General features: G+C 63.3%; 16 protein-coding genes and 1 tRNA gene. 13 read left to right on the plus strand and 4 right to left on the minus strand.

All coding sequences use genetic code 11. The features are described from left to right. The first annotated feature begins 9 nt into the window (after positions 1-9). Positions 10-387: a hypothetical protein gene (locus tag ACMGGG_RS18180; protein ID WP_054894467.1), complete on the plus strand. Its 378-nt coding sequence runs from the start codon at positions 10-12 to the stop codon at positions 385-387. Between the two features lie 64 nt (positions 388-451). Here the strand turns inward: ACMGGG_RS18180 and ACMGGG_RS18185 are convergent, their stop codons facing one another. Then, entirely contained in the window at positions 452-661 is a 210-nt protein-coding gene (locus tag ACMGGG_RS18185) for a cold-shock protein (protein WP_029614930.1), read from the minus strand. Between the two features lie 231 nt (positions 662-892). On the opposite strand from ACMGGG_RS18185, the gene plsB reads away from it, so the two are divergent. The 7 genes from plsB (at position 893) to nadS (ending at position 8,521) form a co-directional block, all read left to right on the plus strand. Further along, complete coding sequence (plsB, locus tag ACMGGG_RS18190) at positions 893-3,379, plus strand: glycerol-3-phosphate 1-O-acyltransferase PlsB (RefSeq protein WP_063545928.1); 2,487 nt, start codon at positions 893-895, stop codon at positions 3,377-3,379. Positions 3,380-3,573: 194 nt separating this feature from the next. Then, complete coding sequence (locus ACMGGG_RS18195; protein ID WP_054894469.1) at positions 3,574-3,972, plus strand: YbaY family lipoprotein; 399 nt, start codon at positions 3,574-3,576, stop codon at positions 3,970-3,972. Positions 3,973-4,005: 33 nt separating this feature from the next. Then, positions 4,006-4,692 carry a DUF4197 domain-containing protein gene (locus ACMGGG_RS18200; RefSeq protein WP_054894470.1) on the plus strand — a complete coding sequence of 229 codons (687 nt, stop codon included), beginning with the start codon at positions 4,006-4,008 and terminating at the stop codon, positions 4,690-4,692. A gap of 452 nt (positions 4,693-5,144) precedes the next feature. Then, positions 5,145-6,026: an alpha/beta fold hydrolase gene (locus tag ACMGGG_RS18205; protein ID WP_054894471.1), complete on the plus strand. Its 882-nt coding sequence runs from the start codon at positions 5,145-5,147 to the stop codon at positions 6,024-6,026. A 111-nt stretch (positions 6,027-6,137) separates the two neighbouring features. Continuing rightward, positions 6,138-6,211: transfer RNA gene (locus tag ACMGGG_RS18210), tRNA-Gly, on the plus strand. A gap of 203 nt (positions 6,212-6,414) precedes the next feature. Further along, positions 6,415-8,115 (plus strand): SulP family inorganic anion transporter, encoded by a 1,701-nt coding sequence (locus ACMGGG_RS18215; RefSeq protein ID WP_063545931.1) that lies wholly within the window; start codon positions 6,415-6,417, stop codon positions 8,113-8,115. A 118-nt stretch (positions 8,116-8,233) separates the two neighbouring features. Continuing rightward, a complete protein-coding gene (gene nadS, locus ACMGGG_RS18220; protein ID WP_063545932.1) occupies positions 8,234-8,521 on the plus strand; it encodes a NadS family protein in 288 nt (95 codons plus the stop codon). Positions 8,522-8,787: 266 nt separating this feature from the next. Here the strand turns inward: nadS and ACMGGG_RS18225 are convergent, their stop codons facing one another. Further along, positions 8,788-9,858 (minus strand): glycerophosphodiester phosphodiesterase family protein, encoded by a 1,071-nt coding sequence (locus ACMGGG_RS18225; protein WP_414154169.1) that lies wholly within the window; start codon positions 9,856-9,858, stop codon positions 8,788-8,790. Positions 9,859-9,986: 128 nt separating this feature from the next. On the opposite strand from ACMGGG_RS18225, the gene ACMGGG_RS18230 reads away from it, so the two are divergent. From ACMGGG_RS18230 to ACMGGG_RS18245, 4 genes are all read left to right on the plus strand, one after another. After that, the gene (locus ACMGGG_RS18230) at positions 9,987-11,006 is read left to right on the plus strand and encodes a DUF4917 family protein (RefSeq protein WP_414154170.1); all 1,020 of its coding nucleotides are present in this window, start codon (positions 9,987-9,989) and stop codon (positions 11,004-11,006) included. Between the two features lie 87 nt (positions 11,007-11,093). Further along, a complete protein-coding gene (locus ACMGGG_RS18235; RefSeq protein ID WP_372822151.1) occupies positions 11,094-11,621 on the plus strand; it encodes an RNA polymerase sigma factor in 528 nt (175 codons plus the stop codon). Beyond that, positions 11,618-12,571 carry a FecR family protein gene (locus ACMGGG_RS18240; RefSeq protein ID WP_414154171.1) on the plus strand — a complete coding sequence of 318 codons (954 nt, stop codon included), beginning with the start codon at positions 11,618-11,620 and terminating at the stop codon, positions 12,569-12,571. The genes ACMGGG_RS18235 and ACMGGG_RS18240 overlap by 4 nt, the downstream gene beginning before the upstream one ends. A gap of 115 nt (positions 12,572-12,686) precedes the next feature. Next, positions 12,687-15,239, plus strand: a complete 2,553-nt coding sequence (locus ACMGGG_RS18245; RefSeq protein WP_414154172.1) for a TonB-dependent hemoglobin/transferrin/lactoferrin family receptor — start codon at positions 12,687-12,689, stop codon at positions 15,237-15,239. A gap of 107 nt (positions 15,240-15,346) precedes the next feature. Here the strand turns inward: ACMGGG_RS18245 and ACMGGG_RS18250 are convergent, their stop codons facing one another. Together ACMGGG_RS18250 and ACMGGG_RS18255 are read right to left on the minus strand one after the other, a co-directional pair. Then, positions 15,347-16,555, minus strand: a complete 1,209-nt coding sequence (locus ACMGGG_RS18250) for a class I SAM-dependent methyltransferase (RefSeq protein ID WP_414154173.1) — start codon at positions 16,553-16,555, stop codon at positions 15,347-15,349. Positions 16,556-16,658: 103 nt separating this feature from the next. Next, on the minus strand, positions 16,659-17,276 hold the full coding sequence (locus tag ACMGGG_RS18255) for a TPM domain-containing protein (RefSeq protein WP_065862311.1): 618 nt from the start codon (positions 17,274-17,276) through the stop codon (positions 16,659-16,661). 201 nt (positions 17,277-17,477) lie between these two features. Between ACMGGG_RS18255 and bglX the strand changes: the two genes are divergently transcribed. Further along, positions 17,478-19,769, plus strand: a complete 2,292-nt coding sequence (gene bglX, locus ACMGGG_RS18260; protein WP_414154174.1) for a beta-glucosidase BglX — start codon at positions 17,478-17,480, stop codon at positions 19,767-19,769. Positions 19,770-19,795 lie beyond the last annotated feature (26 nt).

The raw sequence follows: 19,795 nt of genomic DNA on the forward strand, positions 1-19,795 counted from the left end.
AGCCCTGAAATGCGCCAACCCGATATCGAGATCTACCTCAAGGACGCCGACGTCGATCACAAGCAGATCGCCGACTGGCTGACCCAGGCCCTGGGCCCATGCAGCGAATGGAAACAGAAAGGCCAGACCTTCAAGTGCACAGCCGGTAACATTCCGGTCACCTGGTTACCCAAGGCTGTAGGGAAATGGAACAGCCTGTACCTGGAAAGCGATCAGACGCCGTGGGCCGATGACGTCGCTTGCGCCCGCGCCGCCTTCGCTGCGCTCAATGTCGAAGTGCGCTGCGCGCCGGGCAGTTGGGTCGAGGAGGATGGTGAAGAGGATGCCGATCGCTGGATCCGCATCAGCGCCGACGGTGAAGAGGAAATCACCTGGCGCACCAGCTGAAAAAGCTCGCATCAGGCTGCAAGTTCCACGGACAACCTGCAGCTTGAAGCGTGCCGACTACGTGTCAGAGACCGACCACGTCCTCTGCCTGCAGGCCTTTCTGGCCCTGCACCAGGGAGTATTCGACCTGCTGTCCCTCGACCAGGGTACGATGCCCCTCACCGCGGATCGCACGATAGTGGACGAACACATCCGCTCCCCCTTCGCGCTGAATGAAGCCAAAACCCTTGGCATCGTTGAACCACTTCACATTCCCAGTCTCACGAGACGACATCTGAAACACTCCGGATTTTTATTTTGAAGATCGCCTTGCAGGCACAGGGTCTCCTCCCTGTGCCGACACTGCTTGAGGAAATTTCCTGCAAGGTGCGGACCGAGTATATGACAGAGAACAAAAAAATTTGATGACTGGCCCGTGGATGGCCGATTTTTGCTGAACTTATGCAGATACAGCAGCCTAACTTGCTGGTATATCACCTGATACATTTTCCAGGGCAGACACCCCATGACCCGTTCCCCCCTGCGCCGCCTGATCTTCGGCGCCCTGCGTCGCGTGCTCTATCTGTGGGTGCGATCCGAAACCATCAATCAGTCTTCGCTGACGCTCCAGCTCGACCGCAGCCGCCCGGTGTTCTATGCCTTGCCCTCGCCGTCGCTCACTGACCTGGCGGTGGTCGACCGCGAATGCACCAAGGCGGGGCTGCCACGCCCCGTGTTGCCCGTTGCCGTTGGGCCGCTGCACGAACCTGCGGCGTTCTTCTACCTCACCCCAGACCCGGACTGGCTAGGCCGCCAGGACAAACGCGGCGCGCCCCCCACCCTGGAGCGCCTGATCGCAGCCATTGGCGAGCATGCCGAAGAGGATGCGCAAATCATCCCGGTCAGCGTGTTCTGGGGGCAGACCCCGGCCAGCGAATCCAGCCCGTGGAAACTGTTGTTCGCCGACAGCTGGGCAGTCACCGGCCGTCTGCGCCGCCTGCTCAGTGTATTGATCCTCGGCCGCAAGACCCGCGTGCAGTTCTCCGCGCCGATCCACCTGCGTGAACTGGTGCAGCACAACAAGGGCCAGGAGCGTACCGTGCGCATGGCCCAGCGCCTGCTGCGCGTGCATTTTCGCAACCTCAAGACCGCAGTGATCGGGCCGGACATCTCGCACCGACGCAACCTGGTCAAGGGCCTGGTCCATGACCCGCTGGTACGCCAGGCGATCAGCGATGAAGCCGAGCGCGAGAAGATCCCTTACGCCAAGGCCGAGGCCAAGGCGCTGCACTACGGCAACGAGATCGCCTCGGACTACACCTACACCGCGATCCGCTTCCTGGAAGTGGTGCTGAGCTGGTTCTGGAACAAGATCTACGACGGCATCAAGGTCAACCACATCGAACAGGTGCAAGGCATCGCACCGGGCCACGAAGTGATCTACGTGCCGTGTCATCGCAGCCACATCGACTACCTGCTGCTGTCGTACCTGTTGTTCCGCAATGGCCTGACGCCGCCGCACATCGCCGCCGGCATCAACCTCAACATGCCGGTGATCGGCGGCCTGTTGCGCCGCGGTGGTGCGTTCTTCATGCGCCGGACGTTCAAGGGTAACCCGCTGTACACCGCAGTGTTCAACGAGTACCTGCACACCTTGTTCACCAAAGGCTTCCCGGTGGAGTACTTCGTCGAGGGCGGACGCTCGCGCACCGGGCGCATGCTGCAGCCACGCCCGGGCATGCTGGCGATCACCCTGCGCAGCTTCCTGCGTTCCTCGCGCACGCCGATCGTCTTCGTGCCGGTCTATATCGGCTATGAACGCGTACTCGAAGGCCGTACCTACCTGGGAGAGCTGCGTGGTGCGAGCAAGAAGAAAGAGTCGATTTTCGACATCTTCAAGGTCATCGGCGCCCTCAAGCAACGCTTCGGCCAGGTCTATGTCAACTTCGGCGAACCGATCCGCCTGGGCGCGTTCCTGGACCAGCAGCAACCTGGCTGGCGCGAGCAAGACCTTGCCCCGCAGTTCCGCCCGGACTGGCTCAACGACACCACCACACGCCTGGGCCAGACGGTTGCCCAACACCTGAACGGTGCGGCAGCCATCAACCCGGTCAACCTGGTGGCCCTCGCGCTGCTCTCGACCAGCCGCCTGGCGCTCGACGAGCGCGCCCTGATTCGTGTGCTCGACCTCTACCTGGCCCTGCTGCGCCAGGTGCCCTACTCAAGCCACGTGACCCTGCCCGAAGGCGACGGCAAGGCGCTGATCGAACATGTCAGGAGCATGGAGTTGCTGGCCGAACAGAAGGACGCCCTGGGGCGTATCCTCTACCTGGACGAAGCCAATGCGGTGCTGATGACCTATTACCGCAACAACGTCCTGCACATCTTCGCCCTGCCGGCGCTGCTCGCCAGTTTCTTCCTCAGCAGCTCGCGGATGAGTCGCGAACTGGTGGGGCAATATGTCCAGGCGCTTTACCCGTACCTGCAGGCCGAATTGTTCCTGCGCTGGACACCGGAGCAACTCGACGAGGCCATCGACCAATGGCTGAGCGCACTGGTCGAGCAAGGCCTGCTGCGCTTCGAGAACGGCGTGTACCTGCGTCCGGCGCCCAGCTCGCGCCAGTTCGTGCTGCTCACCCTGTTGGCCCGCGCCATCACCCAGACGCTACAGCGTTTCTACATGGCCACTTCGCTGCTGCTCAACAGTGGCCAGCACAGCCTGAACGCCGAAGAACTGGAAGACCTGTGCGTGATGATGGCCCAGCGCCTGTCGATCCTGCATGGGCTCAATGCCCCGGAGTTCTTCGACAAGACCCTGTTCCGCCACTTCATCCAGACCCTGGTGCGTGAAGGCGTGCTGCTGCCGGATGGCAATGGCAAGCTCGGCTACCACGACAAACTCGCCGAGCTGGCCGAAGGCGTCGCCAAGCGGGTGCTGTCGGCGGAGCTGCGCTTGTCGATCCGGCAGGTGGCGCTGCATAGGGACGACACCGGAGAACAGGCTATCGCCTGATCCAGGGTTGGCCTTTTCGCAGGCAACCCCACCCCTGCAAGATTTTGTGGGAGCGGGCTTGCCAGCGAAAAGGCCAGCGCGGCAAATGCTCCGGGCATGGCGCTGAGCACCGGACAGATTTCCTTCCCCACCCGCCATTGCGCTAAAGTCCCAGTGGTCGGCCACAAGCCCACGCCAAGGACTGCGGAGATTCCATGAAAAAACTTCTCACGCTGTGCTGCGCCACCCTGCTCACAGCCTGCTCCAGCCATACCCCGTCCCACCAGGCCAGCCTGGAAGGCGAAGTCTTCTACCTGCAGCGCATTGCCCTGCCGCCTGCCGCCACGCTCAGCGTGAGCCTGCAGGATGTCTCGCTGATGGACGCCCCGGCCGTCACCCTGGCCAGCCAGTCAGGCCCGGTAAAAGGCAACGTGCCACTGCCGTTCCAGCTCAGCTACGACCCAGCCAAGGTCCAACCGGGTCATCGCTACGCCGTCAGCGCGCGTATCGAGCTCGATGGCAAGTTGCTGTTCATCAACACCGAACACCACGGCGTCCGACTCGACGGCAGCGACCCGCAACCTGTGCGGATCAAAGTCGATCAGGTGCGCTGATTCCGCTTCATTTCCGCCCATAAGGAAGTCTCCATGATTCGCTCCTCCTTGCGCTTCACTACCCTGTGCGCCGGCTTGCTCCTGTCGGCCAGCGCCCTGGCCCTGTCGCTTGGCGACCTGTCCCAGAGCGACGCCTCCGGCGGCCTCAAGGACGCCCTGACTCAGGGGGCGCAGATTGCCGTCAAGCAGTTGAGCACCCCTGGTGGCTTCAACAACAACCCTGACGTGCGCATCGAACTGCCCGGAAACCTGGGCAAGGCCGCCAAAGCGATGAAGATGTTTGGCAAGGGCGATCAGGTCGATGCCCTGGAAAACAGCATGAACAAGGCTGCTGAGGCTGCCGTGCCACAAGCCCAGGCGATTCTCGTGGATGCGGTGAAAAAGATGACCGTCACCGATGCCAAGGGCATCCTCAGCGGTGGTGAGGATTCGGCCACCCAGTACCTGAACAAGAGCAGCCGCGAGCAGATTCGCGCCAAGTTCCTGCCGATCGTCAAGCAGGCTACCGACAAGGTCGGTCTGGCCCAGCAGTACAACAGCTTCGCCGGCCAGGCCAAGGGGCTGGGCCTGATCAAGGACGACGCCAATATCGAGAACTATGTGACCGAAAAGGCCCTGGATGGGCTGTTCGAAATGATTGCCAAGCAAGAACAGAGTATCCGCCAGAACCCGGCACAGGCCGCGACCAGCCTGGCCAAGAAAGTGTTCGGCGCACTCTGATTCGCCCAACGTCACTGCCTGAACGTGCATCGCGGGCAAACGCCCGCGATGCCACCCCAGCCCACGCCCATGGGCGCCGCCAGAACGACCATCCGGCGGTTTTGCGCAAAAGATCCCCCAGGCGGCACTTGCACGATCCGCGCACGGCTGCTTGAATCCAATTCGTCAGTCTTCATGTGACTCATCGGTCACTCATGGAGTCCAAGACGCCTTTTGCTGGCCACCCAGGGTCTCGATGCCTTGGGGCACGGCAGATCGCCCGCCTACAACAATACCCGTCGACCCGCGCAACCGGGATCGGCACTGGGCCCCCGGTTTCACTTCAAGGCGAATGCCTACCTGTCATATGGAACGTGCACCCTAGGGTTCTGCGCAGCCTTGTCGAGCGATCGATACGACTGAGCAGGCCACTAGATGACGCGAGTGCCCTTTTTGCGCCAGGAGTCGATGACATGAGGCCAGAAATCGCTGTACTTGATATCCAAGGTCAGTACCGGGTTTACACGGAGTTCTATCGCGCGGAAACGGCAGAGAAGACGATCGTCCTGATCAACGGCTCGCTGGCCACCACGGCATCTTTTGCCCAGACGGTGCGCAATCTGTATCCGCAATTCAACGTGGTGCTGTACGACCAGCCCTATGCGGGCAAGTCCAAGCCACACAATCGCCAGGAACGGCTGCTCACGAAAGAGACCGAGGCGCATATCCTGCTGGAGCTGATCGAGCACTTCCGTGCCGATCACGTGATGTCGTTCTCCTGGGGCGGCGCGTGCACCCTGCTGGCACTGGCGCACCAGCCACGCCTGGTGAAGAAGGCGATCGTCAGCTCGTTCTCGCCGGTGATCAACGATCCGATGCGCGACTACCTGGAGCGCGGCTGCCAGTACCTGTCGGCCTGCGATCGCTATCAGGTCGGCAACCTGGTCAACGACACCATCGGCAAGCACCTGCCATCGCTGTTCAAGCGCTTCAACTACCGCCACGTAAGCAGCCTGGACAGCCACGAGTACGCACAGATGCACTTTCACATCAACCAGGTGCTGGATCATGATCTGGAGCGGGCATTGAAGGGCGCGCGCAACATCGATATTCCGGTGCTGTTCATCAACGGCGAACGTGACGAGTACACCACCGTCGAGGATGCCCGGCAGTTCAGCCGCCATGTGGGCAAGAGCCAGTTCAGCGTGATTCGCGATGCCGGCCACTTCCTCGACATGGAACACAAGACCGCCTGCGAGGATACCCGCAACGCCATGCTGGGTTTCCTCAAGCCGGCACGCGAACCGCGCCAACGTTACACCTACGTGCAGGGGCAGCATGCGCTGGCCATCTGAGCGGCCCGGCGACCTGTGACCGTCACCCGCCGGTTCAGGTCGTCGACAGGCTTTTTTACAACCCTGGGCTTCTCATGAGGCTTGGGTTCTGGTAAAAAGTCGCGCTGCGAAGCGGGTATAGTTTAGTGGCAAAACGAAAGCTTCCCAAGCTTTAGTTGAGGGTTCGATTCCCTCTACCCGCTCCAGATTCCTCGCCTGAAACCCCTGGTTTCAGCGCCCGTAAAAAGAGCCGTCGGCTCTTTTTTCGTTTCTGCATCTTCCATTGATCTGGCCCATGGCCACCCCCTTGCCGATCCGCTTGAATGCGCGGCTGGATTTCGCTTGCAAGCGAGACAGCTTCGGGTGCATATCGCCTACTCTACCCAGAGACATTTCCAAGGGACTGCCCATGTTTCTCTCCCGCTGGTTGCCCGGCCTGGCCAACCTCCTGCACTACCGTCGCGAGTGGTTCCACGCCGACCTGCAGGCGGGCCTGTCGGTGGCCGCGATCCAGATCCCGATCGCCATCGCCTACGCGCAGATCGTCGGCCTGCCGCCGCAGTACGGCCTGTATGCCTGCGTACTGCCGATGATGGTCTACGCCCTGATCGGCAGCTCGCGGCAATTGATGGTCGGCCCCGATGCCGCCACTTGCGCGATGATCGCCGGGGCTGTGGCGCCCTTGGCAATGGGCGATCCGCAGCGCATCGCCGAATTGTCGGTGATCGTCACGGTACTGGTCGGGGTGATGCTGATCGCGGCGGGCCTGGCCCGCGCCGGGTTCATCGCCAGCTTCTTCTCGCGGCCGATCCTGATCGGCTACCTCAACGGTATCGGCCTGAGCCTGATTGCCGGACAACTGTCGAAAGTGGTCGGGTTCCGCATAGAGGGCGATGGCTTCGTGCTGAGTCTGATCAATTTCCTCGAGCGCCTGGGTGAGATCCACTGGCTGACCCTGGTCATCGGCCTCGGTGGCCTGGCCCTGCTGATCTGGCTGCCCAGGCGCTATCCGAGGTTGCCTGCGGCACTGGTGACTGTGGCAGTGTTCACCGTGCTCGCAGCCCTGTTCGGTCTCGACCGATTCGGCGTAGCGATCCTGGGCCCAGTGCCTGCGGGCATCCCGGAGCTGGCCTGGCCACAGAGCAACCTGGCCGAAACCAAGAGCCTGCTGCGCGACGCGCTGGGTATCGCCACGGTCAGCTTCTGCAGCGCCATGCTCACCGCGCGCAGTTTCGCCGCGCGGCATGGCTACGCGATCAATGCCAACCACGAGTTCGTCGCCTTGGGTGTGAGCAACCTGGCCGCTGGCATTTCCCAGGGCTTCGCCATCAGCGGCGCGGACTCGCGCACCGCGGTCAACGACATGGTCGGTGGCAAGAGCCAGTTGGTGGGTATCATCGCCGCGCTGGTGATCGCGCTGATCCTGCTGTTCTTCACCGCTCCCATGGCCTGGATCCCCCAGGCCGCCCTGGGCGCCGTGCTGTTGATGGCCGGTTGGGGCCTGATCGACTTGAAGTCCCTGGGCAAGATCCGGCGCCTGAGCCGCTTCGAGTTCTGGCTGTGCCTGCTGACCACCATCGGCGTGCTTGGCCTGGGCGTGCTGCCAGGCATCGTCTTCGCCGTGACCCTGGCCATCCTGCGTCTGCTCTACACCATCTACCAACCCACCGATGCCGTGCTCGGCTGGGTACCGGGTATCGAAGGCCAGGTCGACGTACGCCAGCATCAGGACGCACGCACGGTACCTGGCCTGGTGGTGTACCGCTTCGATGACGCGATCCTGTTCTTCAACGCCGACTACTTCAAGATGCGTCTGCTCGAAGCCCTGCAGCGCGAGCCCGAGCCCAAGGCTGTGCTGTTCGATGCCGAGGCCGTGACCAGCATCGACGTCAGCGGCATCGCCGCCCTGCGCGAAGTGCGCGACACCTTGCAAGCGCAAGGCGTGCATTTCGCCATCGCCCGCGCCCGCGGCACCTTCCTGCGCATGCTGGTGCGCTCGGGGATGGCGCGGGAGATGGAAGACAAGCTGCTGTTCGGCTCGGTCCGCGCCGGTATCCGCGCCTATCGGGTGTGGCGTAACAGGGAGCGGCGTGAGCAGGGAGCGGAATGACAGAAGCGGATTACATGAGGATCAGAACTCAGCACGGTGCGTAAATTACTTTCAGTCATTCGCGTGGGCACACCGCACCCGCAACGTGCGAGACACCCGTCCTCCATTGGAGCCCGGTATGAACCGTTTCTTCGACGAATTGATGGAAAGCGTCCAACAGATGGATGAGATCATTCACGGCAAATGCCAAGCTTCGCGCCAGTTCGAGGTGAATGCAGTACAAGTGAAGAGCATTCGCGAGGCAACAGGCCTGTCACAGGCCCGGTTCGCCGAAATGATCGATGTGCAGGTCGCCACTTTGCGTAACTGGGAGCAAGGCCGCAGGGAACCCACAGGCCCGGCAAAAGCCCTGTTACGTGCGATTTACAATGATCCTGATCATGTACTCAAGGCGCTTTCCCACTGACACCCATACACGTTCCAAGAGCACTACCCAATGGCGCGCGGCCCTACGCCTGCGTCACGCTCGCCATCCCCTTGCAGATCAGAGTGATCAATCCGCATAGCAAGCAGCCGGGTACTTCACCTGTTCCACCTCATGCACCTTGGCCAGCAAAAAATCGCGCCGTATGAGTGCGGGCTTGTCTCGCGATCACCGGCTAACCCGGTGTCCTCCATCGCGGTTCTTTTCACCGACAAGCCCGCGCCTACAGAGGCTTCATGCTGCTGCGATCAGTAACCCAGCGCCTTCAGCAACTGCGCCTCGGCCGGTACCTGCGCACGCCCATAAAAACGCAGCAGTTCCCCGGCCCGGTTGGTGAAGATGCCATCCACCCCCGCCTTCATCGCCTTGTCGAAGTCCACGCGCTCATCGAGGGTGTAGACATGCACCAGCAAGCCGCGCTCATGGCTGGCCTGGTTCATCCATGGCTTGATCAGGTCGGCATAGCTCTGCTCGCCCAGATTGCTGCGCACCGCCGAAGGCCCCGTACCGATGGCGCCACCGGCCTTGGCCGCATCCAGCCAACGGAGGAATTCCTCACGGTCCTTTGGTTCCTGGCGGGCATAGAACGCGGCCTTGTCCTGTTCAGCGGAATCGGCAAAATCCTTGCCCGACTTTGGCTCGATACTGTCCTTGCCGATCCACAGCAGCAGGATCTTCGGCACCTGTGGCATCTGCTGGTGCAGCAGCGCCAGGCTGTTGCGATCGAACGTCTGCAGGATCACCCGGCCCGGCTTGTCGAGCCAGCCGCGAGCCTTGAGTTTTTCCTTGAGCTGCTTCTCGATGCCCGGAAACTGCTTGGGCACCTTGGTCTCGATGTACAGCCCCGGATGGCGCTCGGGGTTGCCTTCGGCGATATCGATCACTTCGTCCAGCGTCAGGATCTGCAGCTTGCCGAACGATTCACGGGCACGATCCGGATAGGCCTTGTTGAACCAGCTGCCGGCATCGAGCGACTTCAACTCGGCGAGGGTGAAATCGCTGACCGGGCTCTTCGCCCGCTCGGGGAAGCGCTCGGCCACATCGCTGGTACGCGCCAGCACATCGTCATGCACCACCACCAGCACGTTGTCGCGGGTGCGCTGCAGGTCGAGCTCCAGGTAGTCGGCGCCCAGTTCACGGGCCAGCAGATAGGCCGCTCGCGTCGATTCGGGGGCATCGAAGGAGGCGCCGCGGTGGGCGATCACCGCCGGATGGGGAACATGCTGGGCCTTGGCCAGGGAGGGGCCATCGCTGGCGCCGGCGTTCATCGCGCAAAGGAACAGGGCCAGGCCTATTGCAGGAAGAGCACGTATACGCATTCATCGATCCTCTTGGGCTGCGCGTTCAGAAGGGAAGCTGCGCAGCTGATTCCTTGGAGACGCAAGCCTCTCACAGCTTGGATGACATGCTAAAGTCCCCGCGTTCACCCTTGCCCCACGGATGCGCGATGCCCTCTCTCGATTCCCAGCTGGCCAACTGGCCCGATCTCAACGCCCGCCACTCCTGCACCGCCCTGCTGGTGGGCAACGGCGCCAGTCGGGTGCTGTGGAAGCCGTTCGGCTACTTCTCGCTGTTCGAACAGGCGCAGCGCGCGGGACGCAAGAGCGGCCTGGCGATCAGCGACCAGGCGCTGTTCAAGGCCTTGGGCACCGAGCTGTTCGAACCGGTGCTGAGCACCCTGAACACCACGGTACGGGCCAATGCGGCCCTGGCGATCAACTCCACCGCGCCGCTGAACCGCTATTACTCGATCAAGGAAGCGCTGATCCACGCCACCCGGACGGTGCATCCGCCGCACACGCTGTTGTCGAGCGCCACCCTGGCGTCGATCAATGCCGCACTGCGCCAGTACCGCAGCGTCTACACCAGCAACTACGACCTGATCCTGCCCTGGGCCATCGAACATGCGCCACAAGGTTTCGCGCAGCTGTTCGATGACGAAGGCTTCTTCGATGTACGCCGCACCGCCAGCACCGGCACCCGGGTCCTGCACCTGCACGGTGGCATGCACCTGCTCAAGCTGCCCGACGGCAGCACGCGACAGCGCAGCGCTGTCGGCAGCGAACTGCTCGACGGCTTCGCCGTGAACATCCCTGGCGAGGTGCCGCTCTTCGTCAACGAAGACCGCAGCGAGCAGAAGCTGCGGGCGATCCGCAACTCGGACTATCTGTCCTGGAGCCTCGCGCAGTTGGCCACCGAACACGACGGTCTGTGCCTGTTCGGCCACCACCTGGACAGCAGCGACGACCACCTGCTGCAAGCCATTCACCAAGCACGCCCCAAGCACTTGAGCATCGCCATCCGGCCACTGAACGAAGCTTCGATCATCAATCAGAAGCAGCACTTTTCCAAGCGCTTCGCCGATCTTGCTGGCATTTCCCTGCACTTCTTCGACGCCACCAGCCACCCGCTCGGCGCCGCGGAACTGGCACTGCCGGTGCCGTTGGCGCAAGCGCGACGTCACTGACAATTCATCCGCGGCGATCTGGTAAATGTAAATAATTCTCGATAAGATCCGCACCCTTTCCTTCCCAGGCCAGCCCGGAAAGCGTGCATGCAGCGCCTCAAGCCCGACCCAGCCACCCAGGACACCTGCCGCGGTTTCTATGCCGAGATCCTGCATTTCCTGCGCAAGCGCATGGACAATGCCAGTGACGCCGCCGACATGACCCAGGATGTCTTCACCCAATGGCTGGGCTACCGCGACCGGGCCAAGGTCGAGCAACCCCGCGCCTTTCTGTTCCAGGTGGCGCGCAACTTGCTGAGCGATCACTGGCGTCGGCAGAGGGTGCGCCATGCCGTGCTCGACGACCAGGCCCAGGACGAAACAGCGGCCGACAACGACCCGCTTGACCACGCCCAGCACGCGCAACGCCTGGATCAATTGCGTGAAGTGCTCGGCGAACTCTCGCCGCGGCGACGAGAAGCCCTTATGCTGCACCGCTTCGAAGGCCTGACCCAGGCACAGATCGCTGAACGCATGGATATTTCCGTAAGCATGGTCGAGAAGCACATCGCCGCCGCCCTGCTGCAATGCAAGCAACGGCTGGACAGTGACAATGGCAGGGAGCAGCCGCAATGAGCCTTATCGACGACATCGACCAGCGCCCGATCGACGCCCAGGCGGCCAGTTGGTTCACGCGCAACCGCAATACGCCGTCGCGTGAGGAGCGCAAGGCTTTCGCCCTGTGGATCCAGCACCCGGAGCATGCGCGCGCCTATCGGCAGTTCGAACAGCTGTGGGACGACCTGGCGGCGCTCAAGAAGGCCAGCCAGCCTGTCGCCCTGCCGATACGCCAGCCGCCGCGCTGGCGTCCGGCTCTGGCAATGGCTGCGGCGCTGCTGTGCGCGGTGCTGGCCAGCAACCTGGGCAGCACCACTGCACCGATGCATCAGAACCTGGCGGCCAGCAACAGCATGCGCACCCTGCGCCTGCCCGATGGCAGCCAGTTGTTCGTCAACGCCCAGACCCGCCTGCGCCTGGACTTCACCGCCGAACAACGATTGATCAGCCTCGAACACGGCCAGCTGTACATCGAGGTGGCACCCGACAAGGAGCGCCCGCTGTTCGTCGATGCCGGCAGTGCCCGCGTGCGCGTGGTCGGCACCGGCTTCGACCTGCGCCGTGGAGACCGCGAGCTGGCCCTGAGCGTGGCCCACGGCCAGGTCGCCTTCGAGACCTCGGGCGAACATCAGCCTGCGCTGCTGCTCGGTGCCGGACAACGGGTCACCTACGACCCGGCGCGCGGCACGCTGGTGCGCCAGGAGCTCGGAGAACAGCCGGTGGCCGATTGGCGCGATGGCCACGTGAGCTTTCGCAACCGTGAGCTGGCGAGCCTGATCGACGAACTGAGCCTGTACCGCCAGCAACCGGTGCTGCTCGCCGATCCGAGCCTGGGCCGCTACAAGGTGTCGGGCAATCTCGATGTGCACGATCCCGATGCACTGCTCACCGCCCTGCCCGCGTTGCTCCCGGTAAAAACCACGCTGCTCGGCGACGGCCGCCTGCGCATCGAACATCGCTCGAAATAAATTTGAGAATTTTTATCATTCGCAGGTGAGGGTTTTTCCCAACACCGCGTCTTCCTCCCCGCCTGCCGCGTGAACGGCGGGCTTTTTTCCGGCCATTTGCCGTTTGGGGGAATCCATGTTGCCTGCGTTGCGTCCGTTGAAAACCTTGCCCACTCGTCCCACCCTGCTCGCCCTGTGCCTGGCCATCAGCCTGGCCGCCGAAGCCGCGCCGCAGCAGTTCGACCTGCCCGCCCAACCGCTGGCGCGCTCGCTGAGCCAACTGGCGCAGCAGGCCAAAGTCCAGCTGCTGTTCGACGAAGCCCTGCTGCACAACGCCCAGGCCCCGGCCCTGCAAGGTGCCTTCGAGGCGCAAGATGCGATCGCCCGCCTGCTTGCCGGCAGCCGCTTCAGCATGGTGCGCATGGGCAACACCTACGTGGTGCGGCTCAACGAAGAGCAACCGCAGGCCGACAACAGCATCCAGCTCGGCGCCATGAGCATCGTCGGCGACGGCCAACAGATCGGCCCCCAGAACGTCGGACGCTCGACCCTCAACCAGGAACAGATCGACCGCTACCAGCCCAGCAACATCCCCAGCGTGCTCGCCAATCTGCCAGGCGTGAACATGGGCGGCTCGGCCAAGCCGGGCGGGCAGACCATCAACATCTGGGGCCTGGGTGACGCCGAAGACGTGCCGATGACCGTCGACGGCGCCACCAAGAGCGGCTTCGAACGCTACCAGCAAGGCACGGTGTTCATCGAGCCGGAGCTGATCAAGCATATCGAGGTAGAAAAAGGCCCGCACTCGGTCAAGACCGGCAATGGCGGTTTCGGCGGCAGCGTCAACATGACCACCAAGGACGCCGGCGACCTGCTCCAGGAAGGGCGCAACAGCGGCGCGATGGTCAAGTACGGCTACGCCAGCAACGACCACCAGCAGGTGTACAGCTCGGCGCTGTTCGGTCGCACCGAGGATGGCCGCTTCGATGGCTTGGCCTACCTGACCAAGCGCGACGGCGGCGACATGAAGCTGGCCAGCAACATCCCCGATCCCCAAGGCCGCTACCCGATCAACCCCACGCGCCTGCCCAACAGCGCCCTCGACCTGGACGGCGCACTGTTCAAGGGCAACGTGCATTTCAACGAAGAGCACAGCCTGGGCTTCTCCTGGTCGCAGTCACAGAGCGAACGCTGGGCGCCGTTCTCGTCCACCGCCTACCCCACGCCGCCCACCGCCGCCGACATCAAGAAGTACGGCTACGAAGCCGCGCTCAAACGCTTCCTGGCCAACCGCACCACCACCGACACCACTTGGTCGACCACCTACACCTACCAGCCGATCGACAACCGCTGGGTGGACCTGGAAGTGAAGTACTCCGACTCCGACACCAAGCAGACCGACGAGCGCCTGGCCACGGCGTTCTTCCAGCCGGCTACCGGCGGGCGCAAGATGGACACCGAGTACCGCGACCGTATGCTCGCCGTGACCAACACCAGCCTGTTCGAGACCGGCGCGCTGGAGCACGCACTGACGGCGGGCGTGCAAGTGCGCCGCCACGACCGCGACACGCAGATGTGGATGCCGGGCGGCATCTACGACACGCCGCGCTACAACTACGGCCACTACCAGCCGTACTTCATGCCCAGCGGCAAGGTGCAGAGCCAGGGTTACTACCTGCAGGATGCCGTCACCCTGGGTGACGTGACCATCACCCCGTCGCTGCGCTACGACCAGGTGACCAACGAGGGCAAGCCCAACGATGCCCCGCTGTACAACAACCCGGCCGCGGGCCACGACTACAGCGACAAGACCTACAGCGGCTGGTCGCCACGTCTGTCGGTGTTCTGGAAGGTCACGCCCAACACCGCCCTGTTCGCCGACTACAGCAAGACCTGGCGGGCGCCGGTGCTGGACGAGCAGTACGAAGTCCAGGGCAGCGGTAGCCGCACCGCCACCAGCCGCAACCTGGACCCGGAGCGCATCACCGCCCTGCGCGTGGGCAGCGTGTTCGACTTCGACAACCTGGTGCTGGCCAACGACAGCGCCCAAGTGCGCACCACGCTGTTTCGCAACCACATCGAGGACGAGATCTTCAAGGCCACCGGCATCGGCTGCCCACAACAACTGGTCACCGGTGGCAGCATCGCCAACACCTGTGGCGGCGGGCTGATGTCCAACTACCGCAACATTGGTGATGTGGTGATCAAGGGCTTCGAGGTCGAGAGCTTCTACGATTCGACCTACCTGTTCGGCTCGGCGTCGTTCTCCTGGATCACCGGCCGTCACCAGGGCGCCTACACCAACCCCTGGGGCCCGGATGTGTGGGCCAAGGATATTCCCGCGCCGAAATGGATCACCACGCTGGGGGTGAAGATTCCGGCCTGGGATGCGCGGATCGGCTGGACCGCGCAGTTCGTGCGCAAGACCGACCGCCTGCCAAGCGACAAATACTACGAGGGGCCGGCCAGCGTACTGGGTGACCGTTACTACGATCAGTTCGCCAACAGCAGCTACCAGATCCACGGCCTGTTCGCCAATTGGAAGCCGCAGCAGGCCTACCTGAAAGGTACCGAGGTCAACCTGACGGTGGACAACCTGTTCAACGAGTCGGCCCGACCGGAGTTGTCGGGGGAGAATGCGCTGATGCAAGGGCGCAATGCCAAGATCAGCGTGACGCGGTTCTTCTGATTGTCGCCAGTCGCGGTGGAGGCGAGCTTGTCGGGGCGCCGAACCACCGCGAACAGCCGCGCTGAGCTTTTCGCGGGCAAGCCCGCTCCCACAGGGCCTGGCAGTACTCAGCCGGCAATGAGCCCATCGGCCCGCAACAGGCTCTCCAGGCAATGCTCCTGTACCCCATAGAACGCCTTGAGCTGGGCGATCTTCTCCAGCAGTGCGCTGTTATCCCCCGCCTGTCTGCGCTTGACCGCCAGGATCATCTTGTTCTTGTTGGTGTGCTCCAACGAAATGAACTCGAACACCTTGGTCTCGTAGCCACAGGCTTCCAGGTACAACGCGCGCAGGCTGTCGGTGAGCATCTCGGCCTGCTGGCCCAGGTGCAGCCCGTACTGCAGCATGGGCTGCAACAGCCCTGGGCTGTGCAGTTGCGGACGGATCTGCTTGTGGCAGCACGGTGAGCACATGATGATCGACGCGCCGCAGCGGATCCCGGTATGGATGGCGTAGTCGGTGGCGATATCGCAGGCGTGCAGCGCGATCATCACCTCGATGGCATCGGGCACCACGCTGCGCACATCGCCGCACTGGAACTCCAGGCCAGAATGCTCCAGCCGCGCCGCGGCAGCGTTGCACAGCTCGACCATGTCGGGGCGCAATTCCACGCCGGTCACTTGCGCTTCGCGAGCCAGGGTGTTGCGCAGGTAGTCATGCATGGCAAAGGTCAGGTAGCCCTTGCCCGAACCGAAGTCGGCGACTCGCAGCACCTGGTCGGCAGTCAGCGGCGCACTGCCCAGGGCATGCGCGAAGACCTCGATGAACTTGTTGATCTGCTTCCACTTGCGCGACATCGACGGAATCAGCGCACCTTGAGTGTCGGTCACACCCAGATCGCGCAGAAATGGCCGCGACAGTTCCAGATAGCGTTTCTTCTCACGATCGTGCCCGCCCGCCGCAGCCTCGCGCGGCACCTGGGCGCTGTGACGTTGCAACAGCGGCTTGCCCTTCTTGCTGAACCCCAGTTGCACCTCGCCTTCGGCGGTGAACAGGTGGGCATTGCGAAAGCTCTCCGGCAACAACTCGGCGACCAGGGCCTGGGCCTGATCCAGCGGCAGGTTGCGGGTGATGTCGCGGGTCTGGTGACGGTAGACCAGCGACAGGCAGGGCTGACCCTTGATCTGCACTGGCTTGGCGATGATCCGCTGCAGGCTCTGGTCGGCGCCGACATGACGCGCCAGCACCAGCTTGGTCAGGGTTTCGCTGTGCAGGGCATCGCCCAGCAAGGTCAGGAACTGGGCGCGGGCGTCCGCAGCGGGGGTGGAGGAAGACATGGGAAGGGGGTGCCTCAAGATGCGCAATGGCCGGCATTCTACAGGTTTGCAGGCTTGAGTGGCTGTGCAGGCCCCATCGTCGGCCCGCACCGCCACACACTGTTCAATCCAGGATCACCAGCTGGTTGGGCAACTGGTTGCGCCGCCGCGTCGGCGGCAGGTGCTGGCTGAGCAACTCGCCGCAGGCATCGATACATTCGACGAACCCCTGCAAGGTGCGCCCCGCGCAGACCTGCGCGGTAAAACGTGCCACCAGTTCGGCACGTGCTCGTGCGTCCAGATGCTGGGCGATGCCCTCATCCGCCAGGATGGTCACATAGCGCTCCGCCTCGCTGACGAAGATCAACACCCCGGTAGCCCCCTCGGTGCGTTGCAGGTTTTGCTCACGAAATTGCCGCCGGGCAAGATCGGCGGCACGGCGGTGGCGCAGCACCCGTGGGACCAGCCAGCCGGCCAGGCGCGGGTTACGCAGCAACAGGCTGAAGGCGATGAAGGTCAGTACCTGGGCGACCAGCAGCCCACGCAGCCCTGGCCACCCCAGCAGCACCTGCACCAATCCGGGGAGCGCCAGCGCCAGCAGCACGGCCCACAGCAACGGCAGGTAGGCATAGTCATCGGCGTGGCGCGCCAGCACCGTCACCAGCTCCGCGTCGGTGCGCTGTTCGGCACGAGCGATGGCTTCGGCAACCTGGCGTTGTTCGTACTCATTGAGAAGGGTCATGCCTTCGGTCTCTCGATCGTTCTTATAGTTGTTAGCCCGGCACGCGGTCGCGAGAGTGTATCTCATCGAGCCCCACTTATAAGGCATAATCCGCGGCGACCGCGGGAGGATGGGGGAGCGACCTGTTACACCGCCAGCGGGCCAGACAACAACAGCCGTCCGAAAAATCGGCCGCGAGCGAACCACTCGACAACGGAATTGATGATGAAACTGTCCTTGCTGGGCCTGGCCATGGGCCTTGCCAGTCAGGCGGCCGTGGCCGCCACCTCTGCCCCGCCCCTGGAAGACAAGCGGGCCTTCATCGACCATCTGATCAGCCAGATGACCGTCGACGAGAAGATCGGTCAGTTGCGCCTGATCAGTATCAGCCCGGAAATGCCGCGCGAAAAGATCCGCGAGGAGATCGCCGCCGGTCGCATCGGCGGTACCTTCAACTCGCGCACAGCGCCGGAGAACCGGCCGATGCAGGATGCCGCCATGCGCAGCCGCCTGAAGATTCCGATGTTCTTTGCGTACGACACCATCCATGGTGAGCGTACGATCTTCCCGATAAGCCTGGGCCTGGCAGCGACCTGGGACATGGACGCCATCGCCAAGGTCGGCCGCACCTCGGCCATCGAAGCTTCGGCCGATGCCCTGGACATGACCTTCGCGCCGATGGTCGACATCGCCCGCGACCCTCGCTGGGGCCGCACCAGCGAGGGCTTCGGCGAAGACACCTACCTCACCTCGAAGATCGGCCAGGTTATGGTCCGCTCGTTCCAGGGCAAGAGCCCGGCCGAGCCCGACAGCATCATGGCCATCGTCAAGCACTTCGCCCTGTATGGCGCAGTGGAAGGCGGGCGCGACTACAACACGGTCGATATGAGCCTGCCGAAAATGTACAACGACTACCTGCCACCCTACCGCGCCAGCCTCGACGCCGGTGCAGGCGGGGTGATGGTGGCGCTGAACTCGATCAACGGCGTACCGGCCACCTCCAATACCTGGCTGATGAACGATCTGCTGCGCAAGGAGTGGGGCTTCAAGGGCGTGACCATCAGCGACCACGGCGCCATCCAGGAGCTGATCCGCCACGGCGTCGCCCGCGACGGCCGCGAGGCGGCGAAGCTGGCGATCAAGGCCGGCATCGACATGAGCATGAACGACACCCTCTACGGCCAGGAACTGCCGGGCCTGCTCAAGTCCGGTGAAGTGACCCAGGCCGAGCTCGACCAGGCGGTACGCGAAGTGCTGGGCGCCAAGTACGACATGGGTCTGTTCAAGAACCCCTACGTGCGCATCGGCAAGCCCGAGACCGATCTCAAGGACTACTACGGCGACGACCGCCTGCACCGTGAGGCCGCCCGCGACGTGGCACGGCGCAGCCTGGTGCTGCTGGAGAACAAGAAACAAGCCCTGCCGCTGAAGAAGGCCGGCACCATCGCCCTGGTCGGCCCACTGGCCGATGCCCCGATCGACATGATGGGCAGTTGGGCTGCCGACGGCCGCCCCGAACATTCGGTGACGGTTCGCGAAGGCCTGCGTCGCGCCACCGAAGGCAAGGCCAAGGTCATCTATGCCAAGGGTTCGAACATCACCGGCGACAAGGCGATCTTCGACTACCTGAACTTCCTCAACTTCGCGGCGCCAGAAATCATCGACGATCCGCGCCCGGCCGCCGTGCTGATCGATGAAGCGGTCAAGGCCGCCAAGCAATCGGACGTGGTGGTGGCGGTGGTCGGTGAGTCGCGCGGCATGTCCCACGAGTCATCCAGCCGCACCACCCTGGAGATTCCGGCGGTACAGCGCGAGCTGATCAAGGCGCTCAAAGCCACCGGCAAACCCCTGGTGCTGGTGCTGATGAACGGCCGGCCGCTGTCGATCGCCTGGGAGCGCGAGCAGGCCGATGCCATCCTCGAAACCTGGTTCAGCGGCACCGAAGGCGGCAACGCCATCGCCGATGTGCTGTTCGGTGACTACAACCCGTCCGGCAAGCTGGCTATCACCTTCCCGCGTTCGGTCGGGCAGATCCCGATGTACTACAACCACCTGAGCATCGGCCGCCCGTTCACCCCGGGCAAGCCGGGCAACTACACCTCGCAGTACTTCGAGGAGCCCAATGGCCCGCTGTATCCGTTCGGTTACGGCCTGAGCTACAGCACCTTCGAGCTCTCGGACCTTGCGCTGTCGAAGACCGCGCTCAAGCGCGGTGACAACCTGCAGGCCGAAGTGACGGTGAAGAACACCGGCAAGGTCGATGGCGAAACCGTAGTGCAGCTGTACATCCAGGATGTCAGCGCTTCGATGAGCCGTCCGGTGAAAGAGCTGAAGAACTTCCAGAAGGTGCTGCTCAAGGCGGGCGAGTCCCGAACCTTGACCTTCCGCATCAGCGAGGATGACCTGAAGTTCTACAATGGCCAGCTCCAGCATGTGGCCGAGCCTGGGCAGTTCAACGTCCAGATCGGACTGGACTCGCAGGCCGTGCAGCAGCAGAGCTTCGAGTTGCTGTAGACCGCTGCGGCCACTGCGCGGGCACG

Origin of the sequence: Pseudomonas sp. BNK-44-b, assembly GCF_047456245.1 — a bacterium.
Lineage (GTDB): Bacteria > Pseudomonadota > Gammaproteobacteria > Pseudomonadales > Pseudomonadaceae > Aquipseudomonas > Aquipseudomonas machongensis.